General features: G+C 75.2%; 18 protein-coding genes. 2 read left to right on the top strand and 16 right to left on the bottom strand.

Annotated features, from left to right (window positions below):
- Positions 1 to 42: 42 nt before the first annotated feature.
- The 3 genes from pstS to RSE42_RS15540 all read right to left on the bottom strand — a co-directional run bounded on the left by pstS (position 43) and on the right by RSE42_RS15540 (position 3,467).
- Positions 43 to 1,182, bottom strand: a complete 1,140-nt coding sequence (gene pstS, locus RSE42_RS15530; protein ID WP_232322709.1) for a phosphate ABC transporter substrate-binding protein PstS — start codon at positions 1,180 to 1,182, stop codon at positions 43 to 45.
- 277 nt (positions 1,183 to 1,459) lie between these two features.
- Entirely contained in the window at positions 1,460 to 2,164 is a 705-nt protein-coding gene (locus RSE42_RS15535; protein ID WP_076406159.1) for a response regulator transcription factor, read from the bottom strand.
- 4 nt (positions 2,165 to 2,168) lie between these two features.
- Positions 2,169 to 3,467, bottom strand: coding sequence for a sensor histidine kinase (locus RSE42_RS15540; RefSeq protein WP_415297004.1), 1,299 nt, complete (start codon positions 3,465 to 3,467; stop codon positions 2,169 to 2,171).
- 219 nt (positions 3,468 to 3,686) lie between these two features.
- Here RSE42_RS15540 and phoU point away from each other — a divergent pair, with 219 nt between their 5' ends.
- Positions 3,687 to 4,370 carry a phosphate signaling complex protein PhoU gene (gene phoU, locus RSE42_RS15545; RefSeq protein WP_021482507.1) on the top strand — a complete coding sequence of 228 codons (684 nt, stop codon included), beginning with the start codon at positions 3,687 to 3,689 and terminating at the stop codon, positions 4,368 to 4,370.
- Positions 4,371 to 4,463: 93 nt separating this feature from the next.
- On the opposite strand, the gene RSE42_RS15550 is transcribed toward phoU, so the two are convergent.
- A complete protein-coding gene (locus RSE42_RS15550; protein WP_137281515.1) occupies positions 4,464 to 5,201 on the bottom strand; it encodes a phosphoglyceromutase in 738 nt (245 codons plus the stop codon).
- A gap of 174 nt (positions 5,202 to 5,375) precedes the next feature.
- Here RSE42_RS15550 and RSE42_RS15555 point away from each other — a divergent pair, with 174 nt between their 5' ends.
- Entirely contained in the window at positions 5,376 to 5,816 is a 441-nt protein-coding gene (locus RSE42_RS15555; RefSeq protein WP_085387364.1) for a nitroreductase family deazaflavin-dependent oxidoreductase, read from the top strand.
- A 33-nt stretch (positions 5,817 to 5,849) separates the two neighbouring features.
- On the opposite strand, the gene mshA is transcribed toward RSE42_RS15555, so the two are convergent.
- The 12 genes from mshA to RSE42_RS15615 all read right to left on the bottom strand — a co-directional run bounded on the left by mshA (position 5,850) and on the right by RSE42_RS15615 (position 18,264).
- Complete coding sequence (gene mshA / locus RSE42_RS15560) at positions 5,850 to 7,106, bottom strand: D-inositol-3-phosphate glycosyltransferase (protein WP_415298913.1); 1,257 nt, start codon at positions 7,104 to 7,106, stop codon at positions 5,850 to 5,852.
- A 69-nt stretch (positions 7,107 to 7,175) separates the two neighbouring features.
- Entirely contained in the window at positions 7,176 to 8,387 is a 1,212-nt protein-coding gene (locus tag RSE42_RS15565; RefSeq protein ID WP_085387363.1) for a lactonase family protein, read from the bottom strand.
- Positions 8,388 to 8,503: 116 nt separating this feature from the next.
- Complete coding sequence (locus RSE42_RS15570; protein ID WP_021483784.1) at positions 8,504 to 8,845, bottom strand: histone-like nucleoid-structuring protein Lsr2; 342 nt, start codon at positions 8,843 to 8,845, stop codon at positions 8,504 to 8,506.
- A gap of 172 nt (positions 8,846 to 9,017) precedes the next feature.
- Positions 9,018 to 9,197, bottom strand: coding sequence for a hypothetical protein (locus RSE42_RS15575; RefSeq protein ID WP_021483783.1), 180 nt, complete (start codon positions 9,195 to 9,197; stop codon positions 9,018 to 9,020).
- A gap of 27 nt (positions 9,198 to 9,224) precedes the next feature.
- Complete coding sequence (gene lysS, locus RSE42_RS15580; protein WP_051027899.1) at positions 9,225 to 10,760, bottom strand: lysine--tRNA ligase; 1,536 nt, start codon at positions 10,758 to 10,760, stop codon at positions 9,225 to 9,227.
- 102 nt (positions 10,761 to 10,862) lie between these two features.
- Positions 10,863 to 11,843 carry a carboxylating nicotinate-nucleotide diphosphorylase gene (nadC, locus tag RSE42_RS15585; protein WP_338074512.1) on the bottom strand — a complete coding sequence of 327 codons (981 nt, stop codon included), beginning with the start codon at positions 11,841 to 11,843 and terminating at the stop codon, positions 10,863 to 10,865.
- 168 nt (positions 11,844 to 12,011) lie between these two features.
- Positions 12,012 to 13,703: an L-aspartate oxidase gene (locus RSE42_RS15590; RefSeq protein WP_137281517.1), complete on the bottom strand. Its 1,692-nt coding sequence runs from the start codon at positions 13,701 to 13,703 to the stop codon at positions 12,012 to 12,014.
- Positions 13,700 to 14,155, bottom strand: a complete 456-nt coding sequence (panD, locus tag RSE42_RS15595; RefSeq protein ID WP_415297006.1) for an aspartate 1-decarboxylase — start codon at positions 14,153 to 14,155, stop codon at positions 13,700 to 13,702. The genes RSE42_RS15590 and panD overlap by 4 nt, the downstream gene beginning before the upstream one ends.
- A 56-nt stretch (positions 14,156 to 14,211) precedes the next feature.
- Entirely contained in the window at positions 14,212 to 15,210 is a 999-nt protein-coding gene (gene panC / locus RSE42_RS15600) for a pantoate--beta-alanine ligase (protein ID WP_409142097.1), read from the bottom strand.
- Entirely contained in the window at positions 15,207 to 16,214 is a 1,008-nt protein-coding gene (locus tag RSE42_RS15605) for a Rossmann-like and DUF2520 domain-containing protein (protein WP_415297008.1), read from the bottom strand. Before RSE42_RS15605 ends, panC begins: the two co-directional genes overlap by 4 nt.
- Positions 16,211 to 17,749 carry a PH domain-containing protein gene (locus RSE42_RS15610; RefSeq protein WP_415297010.1) on the bottom strand — a complete coding sequence of 513 codons (1,539 nt, stop codon included), beginning with the start codon at positions 17,747 to 17,749 and terminating at the stop codon, positions 16,211 to 16,213. Before RSE42_RS15610 ends, RSE42_RS15605 begins: the two co-directional genes overlap by 4 nt.
- Positions 17,746 to 18,264, bottom strand: a complete 519-nt coding sequence (locus RSE42_RS15615; protein ID WP_043660504.1) for a PH domain-containing protein — start codon at positions 18,262 to 18,264, stop codon at positions 17,746 to 17,748. The genes RSE42_RS15610 and RSE42_RS15615 overlap by 4 nt, the downstream gene beginning before the upstream one ends.
- Between the last annotated feature and the right edge of the window lie 30 nt (positions 18,265 to 18,294).

Consider the following 18,294-nt stretch of genomic DNA (forward strand, 5'->3'; position numbering starts at 1 on the left):
CGGGGCCCGCAGGCCCCGCCGCCCCCCGGCGCCCGGCGGTCGTCAGCCGGCGGCGCCGACCGTGATGGCCTCGACGGCCGCGTGGACGTCCGTGCGCAGGTCCTCCGAGATCGGCGCGCTGCCCGCGGCCGACGCGGAGGCCGACTGGCCCTCCTCGCTCGAGACGTAGGTGAGGAACGCCTTGACGAGGTTGCCCGTCGCCTCGTCCTCGTAGTTGAGGCACGCCACCGCGTACGAGACGAGCACCAGCGGGTAGGCGCCGGCCTCGGTCGTGGTGCGGTCCAGCTCGACCGCGATGTCGTGCTCGTGCCGGCCCTCGACGCGCGGCGACGCGTCGACGACCTTGGCAGCGGCCTCCGGGGAGTAGGCGACCCACTCCTCGCCGACCTTGATCTTCGCGGTGCCGAGGTCGCCGGCCTTCGAGGCGTCGGCGTAGCCGATGGTGCCCTCGCCGCCCTGGACGGTCTGCACGACGCCGGACGTGCCCTGCGCGGACTCGCCGCCCTGCGTCGGCCAGTCGCCGCTCGGCTCGTGGCCCCACGCGTCGCCCGCGGTCGCGGCGAGGTACTCGGTGAAGTTCTCGGTGGTGCCCGACTCGTCGGAGCGGTGGACGGGCGTGATCGCCACGTCGGGGAGCGTCGCGTCGGGGTTGTCGGCGGCGATCTCCGGCGCGTTCCACTGCGTGATGGTGCCGTTGAAGATGCCCGCGATCGTGGCCGGGGCGAGGTTCAGCTCGGCGACCTCCGGCAGGTTGTAGATGATCGCGATCGGGCTGACGTAGACGGGGAGGTCGATCGCGCCGTCGGGGCCGCAGACGGCCTGCGACTGGGTGATCTCCTCCTCCTTGAGCACCGCGTCGGAGCCGGCGAACGCGACGCCGCCCTCGAGGAACTGGGTGCGGCCACCGCCGGAGCCGACCGGGTCGTAGTTGACCGTGACGTCGGGGTTCGCGCTCTGGAACCCGGCGCGCCACGCCTCCATGGCGGACTCCTGCGAGCTCGCGCCCGCACCGTTGAGCTCACCGCTGAGGTCGCTCGCGGTCTCGGACGAGCCCTCGGAGGAACCACCGGTGGAGCCGTCGGCGCCGCCGACGGGGTCGTCCGACCCGCACGCGGCGAGGGTCAGGGCGAGCGCGCCGACCGCGACGGCGGATCCTGCACGGGAGAATCGGCTGAGCTTCACTCTTCGTTCCATCCTGTTCACGCGTCTCGTGCCACCAGCGAGCGCCGGTGACGATCCCGACGCTAGGAGCGCCGGGTGACGCGTTCCCCGAGAGCGGGTGAACGACGGATGAACAGTGCACAGACCTTCCGTGCCGGGCTGCCGGCTCGCACGACGGGCTCCGCGGCGTCGGACGACGACGGCCCCGGTGCGTCCGCGAGGGACGCACCGGGGCCGTCGTGCCGGCACTCGCGCCGGTCGTTCGTGCCGGACGGGACCGCCGGACGGGACCGCCGGGTCAGGCCTGCCCGACGCCGTCGGCGATCTTGTAGCCGAGGCCCCGCACCGTGAGGAGGTAGCGCGGGCTCGCGGGCTCGGGCTCGATCTTCGACCGGATGCGCTTGACGTGGACGTCGAGGGTCTTGGTGTCCCCCACGTAGTCCGTGCCCCAGACCCGGTCGATGAGCTGCCCGCGCGTGAGCACGCGACCGGCGTTGCGCAGGAGCAGCTCGAGGAGCTCGAACTCCTTGAGCGGGAACGGCACGACCTCGCCGTCCACGCTCACGGTGTGCCGCTCGACGTCCATGCGGACGGGACCGACCTCGAGCGCGCTCTCCGCGACCGGTTCGGCGCCGGCCTCCCCGCCCTTGCGCCGCAGCACGGCGCGCACGCGCGCGAGCAGCTCGCGGAACGAGTACGGCTTGGTCACGTAGTCGTCCGCGCCCAGCTCCAGGCCCACGACCTTGTCGATCTCCGAGTCCTTCGCCGTGAGCATGATGACGGGGACGTCGCCACGCTGGCGCAGCTCCCGGCACACCTCCGTGCCGCTCAGGCCGGGGAGCATGAGGTCGAGCAGGACGAGGTCCGCGCCGTCGGCGTCGTACCGCTCCAGCGCCTCCGTACCGGTCGCCGCCTCGACGACGTCGAAGCCCTCGCGCCGCAGCTGGTACGTCAGCGGGTCGCGGTACGACTCCTCGTCCTCCACCACCAGGATGCGCGTCACGCGCCTACCTCCTTGTCCGTGCGCCCGCGTCCGGGGCGCCGTCGTCCGACGCGTGCTCGTGCGGCACGCGCTCGTGCTCGTCCGGTGCGCGACCCTCCGTCGCGTGCCCGTCGGGTGCCTGCTCGGCCACCCGGTCGGTCACCGTGCCGCGCGTCCGCGCGGCCGGGACGTTCGCCGCCGGGATGCGGAGCGTGAAGGTCGACCCGCGGCCCGGCTCGGACCACATCGTCACCTCGCCGCCGTGGTCGGCGGCGACGTGCTTGACGATGCTCAGCCCGAGGCCGGTGCCCCCCGTGTCGCGCGAGCGCGCCGGGTCGACGCGGTAGAACCGCTCGAAGACCCGCGCCTGCTCGTCGGCCGCGATCCCGATGCCCTGGTCCACGACGGCGATCTCGACGAGGTCGCCCGACCGCGTCACCCCGACGCCGACGCGCGTGTTCTCGCCCGAGTAGGCGACCGCGTTGTCGAGGAGGTTGCGCACCGCGGTGACGAGCAGGTTGTGGTCGCCGTAGACCGCGGCGTCCAGCTCGCCGCCCGTCGTGAGCACGATGCCCTTGCCCTGCGCGGTCGTGCGGGCGCGGTCGACGGCCTCCTCGACCACGCCGCGCACCGGCACGACCGTCACCTCCTGCAGGGCTCCCGCGACCTGGAGCCGCGACAGCTCGATGATCTCCTGCACGAGCGCGGACAGGCGCGTCGCCTCCGACTGCATGCGCGCGGCGAACCGGCGCACCGCCACCGGGTCGTCCGCGGCGTCCTGGACCGTCTCCGCGAGCAGCGCGAGCGCGCCCACCGGCGTCTTCAGCTCGTGGGACACGTTGACGACGAAGTCGCGGCGGATCGCCTCGACCCGACGCGCCTCCGTCCGGTCCTCCGCGAGCACGAGCACGTGGTGCGGGCCCACCTGGGCCACGCGCACCTGGAGCATCACCGTGCCCCGGCCGACGGGGCCGCGCGGGAGCTCGAGCTCCTCGTCGCGGATCACGCCGTCCCGGCGCACGTCGTCGATCATGTCGCGGATCGCGGCGTGCGCGATCGCGTCGCCGCGCACGACCCCCAGCGCGTACGCGGGCGGGCTGGCCCGCACGACCTCCCCCTCGCCGTCGAGCACGACGGCGGCGGACCGCAGCACGGCCAGCACCCGGACCAGTCCCTCGTCGAGCTCCGGCGCGGTCTCCTCGCGCACGGCGCGCTGCTGCCGCTCGCTCACGCGGAACGCGATCGCGGCGATCACGCCGACGACGATGCCCACGACACCGGCGAGCAGCACGGTCACGCCCTCGATCAGACTCTCGGCTTGCACCCGTCCAGCGTACGGTCGCGCGCGCTCCCTCCCGGCCCCACCGGACCCTGGGCGGGCCCGAGCCGCCAAGAGTTCACCTGACGGCGCACTGGTGTTCACCGGCCGGTCGACCACGCCTGCGAGCGTGTCAGGAGCCGACGGCGTGCCCGGGCGCCTCCCGGCGCGTCGGGGCGCACGCCGTCACGGACCGGACCGACCGGTCACGACGAGAGGGAAGCGATGCGGGAGATCTTCGAGGCCGAGCTGAAGCAGGTCGGCGACGACCTGGCCGAGATGAGCCGGCTGGTGGAGTCGGCCGTGAACCGCGCCGGGCAGGCGCTCCTCACGGCGGACCTGCAGCTCGCGCAGTCGGTGATCGGCGACGACCACACGATCGACGCCCTCGAGCGCGAGCTCGACGAGCGCTGCGTGCTGCTGCTCGCGCAGCAGCAGCCCGTCGCGACCGACCTGCGGGTCGTCGTCAGCGCGCTGCGCATGAGCGCCACGCTGGAGCGCATGGGCGACCTCGCGCGCCACATCGCGCAGGTCGCGCGCGGCCGCTACCCGGGCCGCGCGATCGAGCCGTCGCTGCACCGCACGTTCGAGCAGATGCACGACGCCGCCGTCCGCGTCGCGCGGCGCACCACGACGCTCCTCACGACGCGCGACCTCACCGTCGCCGCGAACATCGAGCGCGACGACGACCTGCTCGACAAGCTGCACCAGGACACGTTCAGCGCGCTGCTCGACGGCACGTGGACGGGCACGCCGCAGGAGACGGTCGACGTCACGCTGGTGGGCCGCTACTACGAGCGCTTCGGCGACCACGGGGTGTCGATCGCCAAGCGCGTGACGTACCTCGTGACCGGCGAGTTCGCCGACGACCGCGGCGCCCCGGCGGGCACCACGCGCGCGACCGCCTGACCCAGCGCCGGGAGCACCCGCTCGACCGACGCAGACGACCGTGGCCCGTCCGGATCTCCGGACGGGCCACGGTCGTGCGCGGGGTGGGGCCGGTCAGCGGCCCTGGTTCGCGACCGCCGCGGCGGCCTCGGCGGCGGCCTCGGGGTCGAGGTAGCGGCCGCCCTTCGTGACGGGCTTGAGGTCCTCGTCGAGCTCGTAGAGCAGCGGGATGCCGGTCGGGATGTTGAGCGCGGCGATGTCCTCGTCGGAGATGCCGTCGAGGTGCTTGACGATCGCGCGCAGCGAGTTGCCGTGCGCGGCGACCAGGACGGTCTTGCCCGCCTTGAGGTCGGGGACGACCTCGCCGTCCCAGTACGGCAGGGCGCGCTCGAGCACGTCCTTGAGGCACTCGGTGCGCACGACGGGGGCGTCGGCGTAGCGCGGGTCCGTGTCCTGCGAGAACTCGGAGCCGAGCTCGATCTCGGGCGGCGGGACGTCGTAGGAGCGGCGCCAGAGCATGAACTGCTCCTCGCCGAACTCCTCGAGCGTCTGCTTCTTGTTCTTGCCCTGGAGCGCACCGTAGTGCCGCTCGTTGAGGCGCCACGACCGCTTCACTGGGATCCAGTGGCGGTCGGCCGCGTCGAGCGCGAGGTTCGCCGTCGTGATGGCGCGGCGCAGGAGCGAGGTGTGCACGACGTCGGGCAGGACGCCGGCCTCCGCGAGGAGCTGACCGCCGCGCTTCGCCTCCTCGGTGCCCTTCTCCGACAGGGCGACGTCCACCCAGCCGGTGAACAGGTTCTTGGCGTTCCATTCGCTCTCGCCGTGGCGGAGCAGCACGAGGGTGTAGGTCATGCCTCCATCCTGCCGCACGGCCCGGCGCGGCGGCACGCGCGTCCCACGTGGTGGTGACCGTCGCCGCGCGGCGTGGGACGAAGGTCCGACCGTCCCGGGCCGCCCGAGCAGCGCCGCGCCACGGCCGGGGGCGCGGCCGGGAATCAGCGCGCCGTCGCGCACGTTCTCTCCCGCATGCCGATCGACGGAGAGTACGCACCGAGCCCGAGCACCTGGTCCCGCGAGCAGGCGGAGGCCTACGAGTCGTCCGGCGGGACGCGCAACACGACCCTGAACGGGATGCCCGTCGTCGTCCTCACGACGCTCGGGCGCCGCAGCGGCAAGGTCCGCAAGACCCCGCTCATGCGGGTCGAGCACGACGGCGCGTACGCGGTCGTCGCATCGCTCGGCGGCGCGCCGAAGCACCCGGTCTGGTATCTCAACGTGCTCGCGCACCCGCGGGTCGAGCTGCAGGACGGCACCGAGCGGCACGACTACGTCGCGCGCGAGGTCCACGGCGAGGAGAAGGCGCTGTGGTGGGAGCGCGCGGTCGCGGCCTACCCGCCGTACGCCGACTACCAGGAGAAGACGTCGCGGGAGATCCCCGTCCTCGTGCTGGAGCGCGCGGGCGACTGAGCCCGGCGTGACCCCGCGTACCGGTCCGCGCGGTCAGCGCGCCGCGCGGACCTTCTTCGCCTGCGCGTAGACGTCGAGCATCCGGACCGCCGCGACGTCCCACCCGAACCGCTCCCCCGCGCGTCGGGCGCCCTCGCCGAGGGTCGCGAGGCGGGCGTCGTCGGCGAGCAGGTCGGCGAGGACGCGCGCCCAGGTCGCCGGGTCGTGGTCGGGCACGAGGACGCCGGAGACCTGGTCCTCCACCACGGTCCGCAGCCCGCCGACGGCGGCCGCGACCACGGACGTGCCGCTCGCCTCCGCCTCGGCCGCGACGAGCCCGAACGTCTCGTTGTGCGAGGGGACGGCGACGACGTCGGCCGCCCGGTACCAGCGCACGAGCTCGTCGCGCGGGACGGGCGGGCGGACGACGAGCCGGTCGCTCACGCCCACCTGGTAGGCGAGGGCCTCGAGCTCGCGGACGGCCGTCGGGCGGCCGCTGGGGCCGCCGAGCACGACGAGCGTCGGCACGGGCTCCCCGCGCGCGGCGAGGACGCCGAGCGCGCGGACGAGCACGTCCGGGCCCTTGAGCGGCTGCACGCGCCCGGCGAAGAGGACGAGGCCGCCGTCCGCCGGCAGACCCAGCTCGGCCCGCAGCGCGCGCCGCCGCTCGCGGCGCGCCCGGGCGTCGCCGGTCGCGGCGCCCGGAGCCGGGGAGAACAGCTCGAGGTCGACGCCCGGCGGCACGACGTGCACGCGCGCCGGGTCGGCCGCGTAGTCGCGCACGAGGTCCTGCGCCTCCGCGTCCGTGCTCGCGACGAGCCCGTCCGCCTCCGCGACGACCTGCTCCTCGCCGATGATGCGCCCGAGCGGCTCGGGCGCGTCGCCCGGCGCGAGCGCCGCGTTCTTCACGCGCGCGAGCGTGTGCATGGTGTGGACGAGCGGGACGTCCCAGCGGTCGGCGGCGAGCCACCCGACCTGCCCCGAGAGCCAGTAGTGCGTGTGCACGACGTCGTACCAGCCCTCGCGGTGCCGCGCCTCGGCCCGGAGCACCCCGGCCGTGAACGCGCAGAGCTGGCCCGGGAGGTCGTTCTTGTCGAGCCCTTCGAAGGGCCCGGCGGCGACGTGGCGCACCGTCACGCCGTCGGACACCTCGACCACGGGCGGCTGGCTCGACGCCGTCGCGCGCGTGAAGATCTCGACCTGCGTGCCGCGGCGCGCGAGCGCGTGCGCGAGCTCGGTGACGTACACGTTCATGCCGCCCGCGTCGCCGGTGCCCGGCTGGTCGAGCGGCGACGTGTGCACCGAGAGCATCGCGACCCGCAGCGGGTCCGACGGGTCGGGGGCGGTTCTGCCCGGCAGGTCGAGCGTCGTCACGGCGGGTCAGGCCTCCACGACGCACGCCGGGGCCGGGAGCGCGAGCACGTCGAGCACCTGGGCGGCGCCGTCCGAGCGGCGCACGCGCAGGAGCGCGACGTTCGACGTCGGGGCGTCCGGGCGGGCCACGGCGGGCCGCTCGATGAGCGGGTCGTCGTTCTGGTTCGCCACGACGACGAGGTCGTGCAGGGGCGCGTCGGCGTCCCCCTGGTCGGCCTCGGCGGCCGACTCCGCGCCGGTCGCGCCCCCGAGGATCGCGAAGTGGCGCGGCCACGCGCCGCCCACGGGCGAGTCGGCGAGGTGGCGCAGCGTCGGCACGCCGCCGTCCGGCCCCGGCTCGACCGCGTGCACCGCGAGCACGTCGGCGCCGCGCACCGCGGCGAGGACGCGCGTGCCGTCCGCCGTGACCGCGACGTGCGAGGGGTAGTTCCCGCCGTCGGCAGGAGCCGCGGCGTGCGTGACGTCGTAGCGCGCGACGACGTCGTAGGTGCGCACGCCGTCCGGCCCGTCCACCGGGGACAGCAGGAACAGCGCCGGGTCCAGCTCGCCGACGACGACGAGGTGCCCCGACGGCAGAGCCGCGAGGTGACGCGGGCCCGTGCCGGGCGGGAAGGTCGCGACGACGCGGGCCGTCGAGCCGTCGGGCGCGGCCGGGTCGTGCCGGCGCAGCTCGTCGGTGCCGAGGTCGACGACGAGCACCGCGCCGCTGCCGTCGTCCGCCGCGCCGAGGTGCGCGAGGGGCGCGACGAAGTGCGCGTGCGGCCCCTCCTGGCGGTCGGCGACCGGGCCGGTCCCCGCGTGCCGCTGCCGGCGCGGCCCGACGTCGGACGCGGTCGCGTCGAGCGCGCCGTCGTCCGTCGTCGGCACGACCGTGAGGACGCCGTCGCCGTAGTTCGCGACGAGCACGTCACCGCTCACGGCGACGTGGCACGGGTACGAGCCGCCCGTGGCGACCGGGCCGCCCCGAGGGGCGAGGGCGCCGTCGGGCCCGACGGCGAACGCCGAGACCGAGCCGGCCTCCGTCTCCCCCACCGCGTAGAGCGTGTCGCCGTCGAGCGCCAGGAACGACGGCGACCCCGACGCGGCGGCGAGCGTGCCGCCCCCGAAGGAGCCGGTGCCCGCGGCCGGGTCGACGTCGAGCTCGACGCGCCACACGCCCTCCGCGCCGCTCGGGTGCGGGTAGGTGCCGATCCAGAGGGCGCGGGTCGCGGAGGTCATGCCCCGAGCCTAGTTCTCCGCGCGGGCGGCTCGGCACGAGCGCCCCCGGCGCACGAGAAGGGCGCCCGGCCGACGTGTCGTCGGCCGGGCGCCCCGGTGCTCGGTGAGACGACGCGTCAGTGCGCGGCGTCGTACGCGGTCTGGATCTCCTGGGAGATCCGACCACGGTCGTTGACCGTGTAGCCGTTGGCACGGGCCCACTCGCGGACCTCGGTCGCACGGGCCGAGCCGGACGAACGACCGCCGCCGCTGCGGCGGGCCGGCCGGGCCGAGCTCGTGCGGGACGAGACCTTGCGCGCGTTGCCGACCCACGAGGCAAAGGCGTCGCGCAGCTCTTGGGCATTCTTCGTGCTGAGGTCGATCTCGTAGGAGACGCCGTCGAGTGCGAACGTGACGGTCTCGTCGGCCGCACCCCCGTCGAGATCGTCGACGAGAATTACCTGGACTTTCTGGGCCACTGTGGTTTCCTCACGCTTCACAGGAATTGCTGTCGCCGTCAGGATGCCACCGCGAATGGCGAGCGTCAATTGAACACGCCGCGCCGACGGAACGTGCGCGCCGTACCCGACGGGCAATTCTTGGACGGAGGTCCATCATTTCGGGACGCCGCCCGAGGGCCTTCCGCGGAGATCAGGAGTCGTGCGCGGGAGCAGCATTCCCGCGCGCGGCGGATTCCTGTTCCGCGTCGAGACGCGCCAGCGCGGCGCGCTCGTTGCGGTCCGCGCGCACGATCGCGCGCATCGCGACATAGAAGAGCACGCCGACGCCGATCGACGGGATCAGCGCCGCGAGGGTGGGCCAGATGTCCATGCTGTCGGTCCTAGGTTCTCGGCCGCGCTACTGCGCGGGCTTCACGAGCGGGAAGAGGATGGTCTCGCGGATGCCGAGACCGGTGAGCGCCATGAGCAGGCGGTCGATGCCCAGGCCCATCCCGCCGGACGGCGGCATCGCGTACTCCATCGCGGTGAGGAAGTCCTCGTCGATGCGCATGGCCTCCTCGTCGCCGGCCGCGGCGAGCAGGGCCTGCGCCTCGAACCGCTGCCGCTGGACCACCGGGTCCACGAGCTCGGAGTACGCCGTCGCGAGCTCGACGCCGCGCACGTAGAGGTCCCACTTCTCGACCTGCCCGCGCACCGTGCGGTGGTCGCGCGTCAGCGGCGAGGTCTCGACCGGGAAGTCCCGCACGAACGTCGGTGCCACCAGGTGGTCTCCCACGAGGTGCTCCCACAGGCCTTCGACGAGCTTTCCGTGATTGACGTTCTTCGGGTCGAAGGAGAGCTCGTGCTTGTCCGCGAACGCCCGCAACGTCTCGACCGACGTCTCGGGGGTGATGTGCTCGCCCAGCGCGTCCGAGAGCGAGTCGTACATCTTCAGCTGGGTCCATTCCCCGCCGAGGTCGTACTCCGTGCCGTCGGCGAGCGTCACGAGCGTCGTGCCGAGAGCATCCTGCGCGGCGCGCTGGACGAGGTTCTGGGTGAGCACGGCCATCGTGTCGTAGTCGCCGTAGGCCTCGTACGCCTCGAGCATTGCGAATTCCGGCGAGTGCGTGGAGTCCACGCCCTCGTTGCGGAAGTTGCGGTTGATCTCGAACACCTTCTCGACGCCGCCGACGGCCGCGCGCTTGAGGAACAGCTCGGGCGCGATGCGCAGGAACAGGTCGATGTCGAACGCATTCATGTGCGTCTCGAACTGACGCGCGGCGGCACCCTCCGGACGCGTCTGGAGCATCGGGGTCTCGACCTCGACGAAACCGCGCTCCCAGAAGTTCTCGCGGATCGAGCGCACGACGGCGGCGCGCAGGCGCACGGTGTCGCGTGCGGCCGGGCGGGCGATGAGGTCGACGTAGCGCTGGCGCACGCGCGCCTCCTCCGAGAGCTCCTTGTGGAGCACCGGGAGGGGACGCAGCGCCTTCGCGGCGATCTGCCACGCGTCCGCGAACACGCTCAGCTCGCCGCGGCGCGAGCTGATGACGCGGCCGTGCGCGAACAGGTGGTCGCCGAGGTCGACGTCGGACTTGAACGCCGCGAGCGACTCCTCCCCGACCACGGCCTGGCTGAGCATGACCTGCAGGCGGTTCCCCTCGCCGTCCTGCAGCGTGGCGAAGCACAGCTTGCCGGTGTTGCGCAGGTACACCACGCGGCCGGCGACGCCGACCTCGTCCTGCGTCTCCTCGCCCGTCTCCAGGTGCGCGTACGCGGCACGGACCTCGGCGATCGTGGTCGTGCGCGGCACCGAGACGGGGTAGGGCTCGTCGCCGCGCGCGAGGATCCGCTCGCGCTTCTCGCGGCGGACCTGCATCTGCTCGGGCACGTCGTCGACGTGGTCCTCGGGCTCGGGCACGGCAGGAGAGGGAGTTCCGGCGGGGGAGGTCACCCCTGGATTCTACCGACGCTCCCGCGTCCCCGAGGTAGAGCCGTGGTCGCGCGAGGTAGAGCCGTGGTCCGCCGAGGTAGAGCCGTGGTGGTGACCGGGGCTCTACCTCGCGGGACCGGGGCTCTCCCTCGGCGGGAGGGTGGGGAGGAGGTCGAGCGCGAGGTCGAGGATCGGGGCCGAGTGGGTGAGCGCGCCGACGGACAGGTAGTCGACGCCGGTGCCCGCGACCTCGCGCGCGCGGTCCAGGGTGAGGTTGCCCGTCGCCTCGAGCTCCACCTTCGCCGGGACGCCGTCGGTCCCCTCGCGCGCCCGCACGGCCGCGACCGTGTCGGCGAGCACCGGCGTCGGCATGTTGTCCAGGAGCAGGAAGTCGGCGCCCGCCGACAGCGCCTCGAGCGCCTGCGCCGTGGTGTCGGCCTCGACCTGCACGAGCACGTCGGGGAACGCCCGGCGGATCGCCTCGATCGCGGCGCTCACCGACCCCGCGGCCACGACGTGGTTGTCCTTGACCATCGCGACGTCGTACAGGCCCATGCGCTTGTTCGTGCCGCCGCCCGCGCGGACCGCGTACTTCTCGAGCGCGCGCAGCCCCGGGGTCGTCTTGCGCGTGTCGAGCACCTGGGCGCCGGTGCCGGCGAGCTCCCGCGCCCACGCGCGCGTCGCCGTCGCGACGCCCGACGCGCGGCTCGCGAGGTTGAGCAGCGTGCGCTCCGCCGTGAGCAGCACCTGGACGGGGCCGGTCAGCGCGGCGAGGACACGGCCGCGACCCACGGCCTCGCCGTCGGACGCGACGAACGTCACCTCGACGGGCGGGAGGCCGAACCGTTCCGCGACCTGCCGCGTCACCTCCTCGACCACGACGAGGCCCGCGACGACCCCGTCCGCGCGGGACACGAGGTGCGCGGTCCCGGTGGCCGACGCCGGCACCGTCGCCTGGGTGGTCACGTCGCGCCCGGGCACGGGGCCCAGGTCCTCGTCGAGCGCCCGCGCGACGGTCTCGGCGATCCACGCCGGGTCGAGGCCGGGCTCCACGCGGGACGGGACGGCGGGCGGTGCTCCGCCGTCGGCGGGACGGGCGGGCACGGGCTCGGCAGGGCTGCTCACGGTCCCCCACGCTATCCGCTCGCGTGCCTGCAGCGCGCCGCTGCCCGGCGGCTCCCGGCCGCCGCCCGCCCACGCCGTCGCGCAGGACCGCGGTCGTGCGGGCCCGCGGTCGTGCAGTCCCGCGGTCGCGAGGTCGCGCGCCGCGCCTCAGCGGACGAGCAGGGTCCCGTCCGCGCCGAGCGAGACGAGCACGCGCCGCTCCCACGCGGGGTCGCTCGCCGGGAAGTCGGTGCGGAAGTGGCCGCCGCGGCTCTCGGTGCGCAGCGCCGCCGCGGCGGTGAGCGCGGTCGCGACCTGGTGCACGTTCGTCGTCTCCCACTCCGCGGCCTGCGGCTGCGCGACGACGTCGCTCGCCTCGTGCGCGTCGGTGCGGACCGCGGCGAGGCGGGCGGCGGCGGCCGCGAGCCCGTCGCCGTCGCGCAGGACGCCCGGGCCCGCGGACGCGATCGACTGGATGCGCGAGCGCGCGGCCGCCGCCACGAGGGCCGACGGCCCGGGGCGGTCGACGGGCTCGCCCACCTCGAGCTCGCCCGCGGCCACGCGCTCCGTGATCTGCCGCGCCGCGCGGTGGGCGAACACGAGCCCCTCGAGCAGCGAGTTCGACGCGAGGCGGTTCGCGCCGTGCACGCCCGTGCACGCGACCTCGCCGATCGCGTAGAGACCATCGACGGTGGAGCGACCGTGCAGGTCCGTCACGACGCCGCCCGAGTGGTAGTGCTGGGCGGGCGCCACGGGGACAGGCTCCTCGGTCCAGTCGAGCCCGTTCTCGGCGAGCCGCTCGGTGATCGTCGGGAAGCGCGCGCGCAGGAACTCGGCACCGAGGTGCCGGGCGTCGAGCAGCACGTGGTCCGAGCCGGTCGCGGCCATCTGCCGCACGATCGCGTGCGCCACGACGTCGCGCGGCGCGAGCTCGGCCATGGGGTGCTGCGCGGGCATGAACCGGTGGCCGTCGGTGTCGAGGAGGATCGCGCCCTCGCCGCGCACGGCCTCGGAGATGAGCGGGAGCTGCCCCTTGGCGCCGAGGCCGAGCCACAGCACCGTGGGGTGGAACTGCACGAACTCGAGGTCGCCGAGCGTCGCGCCCGCGCGCAGCGCCGCGGCGATGCCGTCGCCCGTGGCCTGCGGCGGGTTGGTCGACGAGCGGAACACCTGCCCCACTCCCCCGGTGGCGAGCACGACGGCGCGCGCGAGGACCGCACCGACGCCGTCGCGCGAGCCCTCGCCGCGCACGTGGAGGGTCACGCCGCACGCGCGGGCAGCGCGGTCGCCCGAGCCGTCGGTCGTCAGCACGTCGAGCACGAGCGCGTTCTCGATGACCTCGATGCCCGGGTCGCGGCGCACGGCCTCGAGCTGCGCGACGAGCGCCCGCGAGATCTCCGCGCCCGTGGCGTCGCCGCCCGCGTGCGCGATCCGGTCGGCGTGGTGCCCGCCCTCGCGCGTGAGGGCGATGTCGCCGTTGGCCGCCCGGTCGAAGTTCGCGCCGCGCGCGACGAGCTCGCGCACGCGTGCGGGGCCCTCGGTGACGAGCACCTCGACGGCCGCCGGGTCGCACACGCCAGCCCCTGCGACGAGCGTGTCCGCGAGGTGCGCCTCGGGCGAGTCCTCGGGGTCGAGCGCGGCCGCGATGCCGCCCTGCGCCCAGACCGTCGACCCCGACGACAGCTCGCCCTTGGTGACGAGCAGGACGTGGGGCACGCGCGTGCGCAGCTCGAGCGCGGCGGTGAGGCCGGCGATGCCCGAGCCGACGACCACGACGTCCGCCGTCGTCGTCCACCCCGGTGCGGGGGCGGCGAGGGACCGGGCGAGCTGGGGCGCGGACGCCCCGCCGGCCCGGGTCACGCGGGGCGCACCGCGGAGGCCACGCCGCCGTCGTCGACCGCGCCGCGGAACGGGGCGAACGGCAGGCCGCTCGCCTCGAGGCCGTGGCCCGCGGGCACGAGCCCGGGCTCGTCGGAGAGCTCGACGATGCGGTTCTGCTCGTCCACGAAGACGACGTTCGGCAGGTAGGTGCGCGCGTCGGCGTCGTCGAGCATGCCGTAGGCGATGAGGATGACGACGTCGCCCGGACTCACGAGGTGCGCGGCGGCGCCGTTGATGCAGATCTGGCCCGCGCCGCGCTCGCCCGGGATGACGTACGTCGTCAGGCGCGCGCCGTTGGTGACGTCCACGACGTCGACCTGCTGGCCCGGGTAGAGGTCCGCGGCGTCGAGCAGGTCGGCGTCCACGGTGATCGAGCCGACGTAGTGCAGGTCGGCCTGCGTCACCGTCGCGCGGTGGATCTTGCCGATCATCATAGGTCGCTGCAGCGACGCCGGACGTCGCGGCGGGCTCGGCGGGGTCTGCGCGGTCACGCGGTTCCTCCAGGTGCGGGGGCACGGCCCGCGGGGTCCGCCGCCCGGGTCGCGGGCGGCACGATCTCGACGGCCGTGTTGTCGATGAGACGCGTGGTGCCCACGCGTGCCGCCACCAGGAGGAGCCCGGGGCCGACGGCGCCGGGCGCCAGGTCCTCCACGGTAGCGGGATCGACGAGCACCACGTAATCGACGTCAACGCCGTCGGTGGCCTCCAGGATTCCCCGCGCGGCGGCGAGCACGGACGGCGCGTCCTCCCCCGCGGCCGCGGCGTCCCGCCCGGCGCGCAGCGAGCGGCTCAGCGCGAGCGCGTGCTCGTGCTCGGCCGGGGACAGGTACGCGTTGCGCGACGACCGCGCGAGGCCGTCCGCCTCGCGCACGGTCTCGACGGCCAGGACCTCCACGTCGAGGTCGAGGTCGGCGACCATGCGGCGCACCGCGAGGAGCTGCTGCGCGTCCTTCGCCCCGAACACGGCGACGTCCGGCCGCACGAGGTGGAGCAGCTTGAGCACGACCGTGAGCACGCCGTCGAAGTGCCCGGGCCGCGACGCGCCCTCCAGCACCGTCCCGATGCGCCCCGACGTCACCCGCACGATCGGGCCGTCGGCCGAGCCCAGGTCGGGGTAGAGCTCGTCGACGGGCGGCGCGAAGACGACGTCGGCCGCCGCGTCAGGGCCCGCCGCGGCGAGCAGCGCCACGTCGGCCGCGACGTCGCGCGGGTAGCGCTCGTAGTCCTCGCCGGGGCCGAACTGCAGCGGGTTGACGAAGTCCGTCACGACGACCTGGCCGACGGCGCCCGCCTCCGCGCGCGCCCGGCGCACGAGCTCGAGGTGCCCGGCGTGCAGCGCGCCCATGGTCATGACGACGACGCGGCGACCGTGCGGGTGCTCGGCGCGCCACGCGTCGAGGGTGGTGCGCAGCGCGGCGCGCGTCGTCACGACGGCCGGGGTCCCGGTTGCGGGGGGCCCGGCGTCCGGGCGGGGGGTGCTCGTCATGCTCGTCCTTCGTCGTGCGGGTCCTGCGGGTCGGGCCGGTCCTGCGGGTCGGGCGCGGGCGCGTCGAGCGCGTCGAGGAGCTCGCGGGCCGCACGCTCGCCGAGCCGGCCGCCCGTGAGCGCGCGCTGCGTCGCGGCGCGGCTCAGCGCCCGGTACGACGGCGGCACGTCCGCCGCGTCGCTCGTCGCGGCGAGGGCGTCCAGGGCGGCGAGGTGCTCGCGGACGGTGCCGACGTCGCCCCGCGCCACCGGACCGGTGAGCCCGAGGAGCGCCCCGGCGCCCGCGCCCGTCCCCGACTCGGCACCCGCGTCGGCGCCCCGCGTCGCACCGTCGAGGGCGGCCGCGAGGAGCGGCGCGAGCGCGCGCCCGGGCTGGTCGACGCCCGCGGCCTCGAGCGCCTGCGCGGCCTGCGCCACGAGCACGACGAGGTGGTTCGCGCCGTGCGCGAGGGCCGCGTGGTAGAGCCCGCGCGACTCCTCCGCGACGACGACGGGCTCCCCGCCGAGCTCGACGACGAGCGCCTGCCCGATCGGCAGGACCGGGCCGGGCGCGGTGACGGCGAACGTCGTGCCCTCGAGCCGCGCGAGGTCGAGCGACGTGCCGGTGAACGTCATGGCGGGGTGCAGCGCGAGCGGGATGGCACCGGCGGCGCGCGCCGGGTCGAGGACGGCCGTGCCGTAGCGGCCCGAGGTGTGCACGACGATCTGGCCGGGCTGCCACGCCCCCGTCTCGGCGAGGCCGCGGACCAGGGCCGGGAGCGCGTCGTCGGGCACGGCGAGGAGCACGAGCTCGGCGCGCTCCACGACCTGCGGGACCTCGAGGACGGGCACCCCCGCGAGGAGGGTCTCGATGCGGTCGCGCGACGCGTCGGACACGCCGCTCGCGCCCACGACCGCGTGGCCGACGGCACGCAGGGCGCTGCCGAGGACCGCCCCGACGCGGCCGGCCCCGACGACGCCGACCCCGAGCCGCCCGGGGCGGCGACCGCCGTCCGCGGCGCTCACGCGTTCTCCTCGAGCGGGACGTCGTCGCGGCGCATCCAGAGCTCCGGCCCCGCGTGCGCGCGGGCCTCGCGGGCGCGCTCGGCCTGGGTGTCGAGGAGGCGCGCGGCGTCGCCCGCGTCGAGGTGCCGCACCTGGGGCGAGACCGGACCGGGCGTCGAGTGCACGGTGAACGACGCGACGTCGAGCCGGCGCTGCAGCGGGCCCTGCTCGAGCCCGAGCGACTGGGTGCGCTCGTGGGGCACGACGACGAGGGTGCGGAACACGCGCCCGCCGCGCAGCAGGAGGGCGCGGTCGGTGACGCTGAAGCCGTTCCGCCGCCACGCGACGAGGTCCAGGAGGCGCGCACGGCGCGGGGACGCGACGAAGTGCTGCCCGGCGTCGAGCCCGGACAGGCCCTCGTCGAGCAGGCCGCGGGGGTCGGGCGTGCCGAGGTCCGGCAGCACGAGCCACAGGGCCGCGAGCGCCTCGTCGCGCGTGCCGACGGGCAGGAGCACGCTCGTGCTGTCCGTCCCGTCGGTGCTGACGCCGTAGCCCGCGACGTTGACGTCGACGCGCCACCAGTCGGGGCCGCGCCAGAACGGGCCCTGCCGCAGCCGCACGGCCTGGACGCGACCGGGCGGGATCGTCTGCGAGCGGGTCTCCAGCAGGCCGTGGCGCAGGCGGATGCCGTCGGGCGAGATGGCGGACCGGAAGCCGAACTCCCCCGTGAACCGGGAGAACAGGAACCCGCCGAAGCCGAGCACGGCGGGCAGCGCGCTGAACAGGATCCCGATCTCGCGCGTGCCGACGACGACGCCCGCGATGCCGAGCACACCGAGGACGAGGCCGACCGTCGCGCCCGACCGCACGAGCGAGGCGACGAGCCGACCCGGCCCGACGGCGGTCACCGGCTGCTCGGGCGCCTCGGCGACGAACGACGGCGCGTCCGTCGCGGGGACCGTGACCTCTCCGGCCGGCGTGCCGACGGCGCCGGGCGCACCCGGGACTGCGGGCGCACCGGCGACGCCGGGCGCCGTCGCGGCGGCCGGGCGCTCGCGCGCGACCCGCAGGCCCGCGGCGCGCGCGAGGAGGTCGTTGCGCAGCCGGTTCGCCTCCGCCTCCTTGAGGAAGCCGAGCTTCACGCCCGAGTCCGCTCCCCCGGCGACCTCGAGCTTGAGCTCCGCGAGCCCGAAGAACCGGGCCAGGAGCGGCTGCACGACGTCGACCGCCTGGAGCCGGTCGAGGCGCGCCTTGCGCTGCTGCCGGAACAGCACGCCCGTGCGCAGGTGCACCGACTCGTCGTCGACCGCGTAGCTCGTCATGCGCCACGCGACCGCCGAGTACCCGAGCCCCACGAGCCCCACCACGAGGATGCCGAGGAGAATCATCCACCAGCGGTCGCCCTCGAGGAGGTTCTCCCCCTCGGGCAGCCCGTTGAGCGTCTGCTGGCCGACGACGACCAGGAGCACCGCGATGACCGTCCAGCCCCGCACGAGCGGGGTGACCGGGTGCACCCGGTGCCACACGAGGTCGTCGGTGGCCGGTGCGTCGTTCACAGGCCCGCCAGCCTCGCCTCGCCGCGCGACGCGAGCCGGTCGCGCAGGCGCTCCGCCTCGGCGGGCTCGAGACCGTCGATCGTCGCGTCGGTCGACGCGGACGCCGTGTGGAGCTGGACCTGGGCGATGCCGAGCTTGCGCGCGAGCGGCCCGGCCTGGACGTCGACGTACTGCATGCGGCCGTAGGGCACGACGACGAGCGTGCGGAACATGATGCCGTGGCGGATCAGGAGGTCGTCGTCACGCTCCGCGTAGCCGATCGCGCGGACCTGGCGCGGCACGAGGACGGCCGCCCACAGGCCCAGGAGCGCGAGCACGCCCAGCACGAGCCACTGCCACCAGTGCGGGAAGAGGATCGCGAGCACGACCACGGCGACGGCCGGGACCGCGAGCGTGATGCCCACGGACAGCAGGCGCGCCGTGACGAGCCGCGGCGACACGCGCGTCCACTCGATGCCGGGCGGGTCGAAGGGGCCGGTGCCGCGGGGGTCCTGGTCCCGTGCAGGGTCGGTCATGCGTCGATTCTCCCATCCCGTCCCGGTGCG

The organism is Cellulosimicrobium sp. SJTW-1, from assembly GCF_047716875.1.
In the GTDB taxonomy this organism is placed as follows: Bacteria; Actinomycetota; Actinomycetes; order Actinomycetales; family Cellulomonadaceae; genus Cellulosimicrobium; species Cellulosimicrobium funkei.